General features: G+C 69.9%; 3 protein-coding genes. All 3 read right to left on the reverse strand.

Annotated elements, in window-relative coordinates; genetic code table 11:
• Window positions 1–472: type II DNA modification enzyme (locus tag IT293_04185; protein ID MCC6763842.1), on the reverse strand; the 472-nt coding region annotated here is incomplete at its 3' end.
• Window positions 473–510: 38 nt separating this feature from the next.
• Window positions 511–3,342: a DEAD/DEAH box helicase gene (locus IT293_04190; GenBank protein ID MCC6763843.1), complete on the reverse strand. Its 2,832-nt coding sequence runs from the start codon at window positions 3,340–3,342 to the stop codon at window positions 511–513.
• On the reverse strand, window positions 3,339–4,367 hold the full coding sequence (locus IT293_04195; GenBank protein ID MCC6763844.1) for an ATP-binding domain-containing protein: 1,029 nt from the start codon (window positions 4,365–4,367) through the stop codon (window positions 3,339–3,341). Before IT293_04195 ends, IT293_04190 begins: the two co-directional genes overlap by 4 nt.
• Window positions 4,368–4,407: the final 40 nt, after the last annotated feature.

A 4,407-nucleotide genomic window follows, 5' to 3' on the forward strand; every position in this document is an offset into this window, starting at 1 on the left:
CGAACGCCCAAAGTGAGTCCGGAGAGCAGTTGAGCAGTTCCTGCACGAGCGCGTGCGGGCTCGCAGTCGACGCGCCCTTCGCGCCCGGCATGCGGCGGTCGATGTCGACGCGGAAACTGACGAGGTGGATCGGCGTCTTCTGCCAGCCGTGCGAGACCGGGTAGGAACGGCCTTCGATCTCGACAGCGTGCGTCGTGCGCAGACGGCCGTAGCCGAGCTCCTGGAACAGCGGCAGCAGCCACTTGTCGCGCGTCAGCGTCGTGCCGGCATCGGTAGCCGGAAGCGCTTCGCGCAATGTCGAAAAGCTCGCCCACGCGCCGACCATGCGGTTCCACGACCGGTTCGTCGCCTCAGCGATCCGCTCGCGTCCCGGCAGGTGGTAGGCGTCGGGCGTCAGTCCGCCGATCGACTTGCCGTCGCCCGCCGCGACGCGCGCGAGCAGGTCCGCGGGCAGGATCGCACCCTCGGTCACGATCGTCGCGAAGTGCTGCTGGCGCCGGGCTCGCATGATCAGGCGCCTCCCGGCAGGAAGAGGTAGACGCCGAGCACGTCGGGCGGCAACTGCGGCTCGACACGGTACCGGACGCCAGTGCGCTTCGCTGCCGTGCGGACCCGCCGGTGCGCCTCGAGCAGTTCGTCGCCTCGCTTCCGGGCGGCGGCGTCCAGCGCGGGCCGCAACGCGTCGAATCCGTCGAGGACGCGTCGCAACGCCTCACGAGCCTGGTCGGCGGCGATGTTCGCCGTCGGTTCGAATGCAAGCAGATCTTCGGCGGCGGCGTTCTCGAGCCACTCGGCGGCGGCCGGTGCGCCGCGGAAGGCCATCAGCCGGCTGTCTTCGGCCAGGAGCGGCCGCTCGGTCTCGCCCGTTTGCTCGACGATGTGGAAGCGGAACCGGACGAGCAGGGCTGTCGTGCGCTTCGCGACGCCGGAGGTTCGGATGACGCCGCACCGGCGCGCGACGGCGTCGGCGATCGGATCGAGCGCGGCGTCCATCACGTGGGCGGCCAGCGCTTCGACGACCGGGTGGGTGCGGCCCAGGTGGAGCACGCCGTCGCGGACCGGAAGCTCGAACGCGGCCGCGAACCGGTCGAGGCCGCCCGACACGCGATCGATCGCATCGCGAAGCCCGCGGTGGCGCGCATCGATCGTTGTGACATCGACCTTCGCCGGCAGGCTCGCGGAGACGACGGCGCCGTGCGCCCCGAGCGCGGTGCGGACGAAGCGTTCGACGTCGACACGCGAGCCGATCGCGGCGCGAACGGCTTCGAGCTCGGCGCGCACTTCCTCAGGCTTCAGGGATTCCTGCGCGAACATCGTCCGCGATGTCTTCTCGCGATCGGCGGCGGCGTCCCATTCGGCGTGCAGGCTGCGCTGCGCCGGTTCGAGGATGTCGCCAAGCACTAGCTGTTCGGCCGCGCCCGTGTCGCCGCGCGTGAGCAGGCCGTCGAGGATGGCTTCGACGACGTCGTTCGAGTTGCCCGGCACGGGAACGGCAATGCCGAGCGAGCTGCGGATGACCTTGTGCTTCCGGAGCAGCACGTCGAGGACGATGCCGTCGATGCGGTTGTCCTTGCCGTAGAAGCTGAGCACGCGGATCGTCGACTCGGCCTGGCCGTATCGGTCGACGCGGCCTTCACGCTGTTCGTGACGCGTCGGGTTCCACGACAGGTCGTAGTGCACGACCGCGTTGAAATGATCCTGCAGGTTGATGCCTTCGCTGAGGCAGTCGGTCGCGACGAGGACACGCTTCGCGGCGGTGCCGAGCGCCGCCACGCGGGTCTCGCGCTCGTCGTGGGGCAGGTTCCCGGTGACGGCGTCGACCGTGACGCCCTTGAGCGCCGACGCGAGTTCGGCGGCGACGTACTCGGCCGTGGGGATGAAGCGACAGAAGACGATCGGGTTGAAACCGTCGCCGACCATCTGCTTGACGAGCGCGATCGCGCGCTGGAGCTTCGCGTCCTTCTTTCCGGCGAGCGCGTCGGCTTCGCGCGCGAACTCGCGAAGGCGGCGTCTCTCGTTCTTCGACTCGGCGTCGGTCGTGGCGTTCTCGCTGCCCGGGGCGACGTCGACGACGTCGGTCGCATCGTCGTCGCCGAGGTCGAGGACGGCTCGGCGTCCGACCTCGTCGGCTTCCTCGACGGTGTCGGTCTCGGCGGAGGCAGCGCGGTTGCCGAGCGTCACGGCGGCGGCAACTGGGCTCGACGCCATCGAGCGAAGGAGCGCAATGGCCGACCACCATCGGATCCGCTGCCGGTGTGCGCCGCCCTCCGCGTTTCGGACCGTCTCGCGTGCGTAGGCGAGCACCTTGTCGAAGAGCCGGCGGTACTCGGGCGTGAGCGTGTAGCTTTCCTCGAGTTCCTGGCGTTTGGGGAACGGCGTCTCGTCGTCGAGGAACTTCGTGATGTCGCCGCGGCGGCGCTGGACGAGGTGTGCCGCCAGCCGCCGCCGGTGCGGGGCATTGCGCGCGCCGGTCAGGTCGTCGGGCAGATCGGCGAACGTCGGATCGAGAAGCGCGAGCAGTGCGCGGAACGCGTCCTCGTTGCCGCTGTGCGGCGTCGCGGTGACGAGCACGACGTGGCGGTCGGCGCGTTCGGCGAGCTTGCGGAGCAGCGCGTGGCGCTGGTGACGGCCGCCGCTCGCGGTACCGCCCGAGACGCAGGCGTGGGCTTCGTCGACGATGACGAACTCGGGACACGCGCGCACGAAGTCGTCGCGGCGGCGGTCGGACTTGATGAAATCGGTCGAGACGATGACGAACGGAAAGCGGTCGAAGACGGACTCGTTCTGGCGGCACTGGCGTTCGAGCCGGGTGGCAGTGCCGGGAAGCACGAGTTCGGCCTCGATGTGGAACTTCGACGACAGCTCGGCCTGCCACTGCTCGGCGAGGTGCGGCGGGCAGAGCACGGCGAGCCGGTCGATCTCGCCGCGGTCGAGCAGTTCGCGCGCGATGAGCGACGCTTCGATGGTCTTGCCGATACCGACGTCGTCGGCGATGAGCAGGCGCACGGGGTCGAGCTTGAGCGCGAGCATGAGCGGGACGAGCTGGTACGGACGCGGGTCGACGCCGAGCCGCGCGAACGACCGGAACGGCCCGGCCGACGAGCGGAATCCGAGGCGGACCGCGTCGCGCAGCATCCGCGACGACAGGAAGTCGCCGAGCCGCGCCGGGTCGGGCAGGTCGAACGTCGCCGGTGCGACCGGTTCGACGGGAAGGTAGAGTCCGGCGACTTCGTCTTCGGTGCCGCCGAGCGGGCGGACGACGAGCACGGCGTCGCCGGACTCGGGGAGGACGACCCATTCGCGCCCGCGGGCGCGGACGAGCGATCCGACGGCGAAGGTCATCGGGAGGGTTTCCTTTCCGGACGCGTCGCGGCGTCGATGGCGTCGGTGAGGAAGGGGCTGGGCTCGCCCGCCCACGAGATGAAGGCTCGGTCTCGAGCGCGAGTGATGCTCACGTAGAGGAGGTTGCGCTCGCGCCCGAGTGCGTCTTCGCGCAACGCGACGTCCCTGATTCGCAGCACGCGGGCCGGTGGCAGGAACGCGTCCGAGGCATCGGCGACGAATACGACCTTGAACTCGAGGCCCTTCGCGCGGTGCATCGTCCCGACGGAGACAGCCGCCGCTCCGGCGGGCGTGTCCTTGAGCAGGCACGCGTCGATGCCGGCGGCCGAAAGGCCGGCGGCGATGGCTTCGACCCGGGCAGTCCGCGGAGCGAAGATCGCGATCTCGCCGGCGTGGATGCCTGCGCCACGGGCCTTGCGGATCTCGCCGCTGATGAACTCGACCTGCTCGGTATCGTTCCTGCACGGCCGAAGGACCGGATCGGGTCCTGCGAGGATGCTGCGCGTGCCGCGGCGCGACTCGTCGCCACCGTCGAGGTCGTCGGAGGACGCGTCGGCGACGCGGTCTGCGAAGCGCCGGATCTGGGCGGTGGTGCGGTAGTTGATGCGCAGCACGTGCGAGCGGCCGGCGACCGGTATCCCGAGCGACTTGAGGCTGAACCGGCGTGCGTAGATCCGTTGACCGCCGTCGCCGACGAGCAGCATCGAATCCGGTCCATCGCCGGCCAGGGCCGCGAGGAAACGGAGCTCCTGGGCACCGAGGTCCTGGATCTCGTCGACGATGACCGCGTCGAACACGCGCTCCGAGCCTGCCGTCACGGCATCGCGGGCGAGGATGCAGATACCGGGGTAGTCGAAGTGACTCGTCTCGTCCATCGACCGCAGCACGCGATCGACGGCGCTCCAGACCTGTTTGCGCTGCTGTGCGGAGAGCGCCGAACCCCGGCCGGCACGACTGACCGTGAGGTACTCGTCCCACGTCCGGATGCCGTGCGGGCGGATGACGAAGTCCCATTCGGCTTTCACGAACTCGGTCTCGAACGGGATTCGCGCAAGCTTCACATAC

The organism is Deltaproteobacteria bacterium (genome assembly GCA_020848745.1).
Lineage (GTDB): Bacteria > Desulfobacterota > Binatia > UTPRO1 > UTPRO1 > UTPRO1.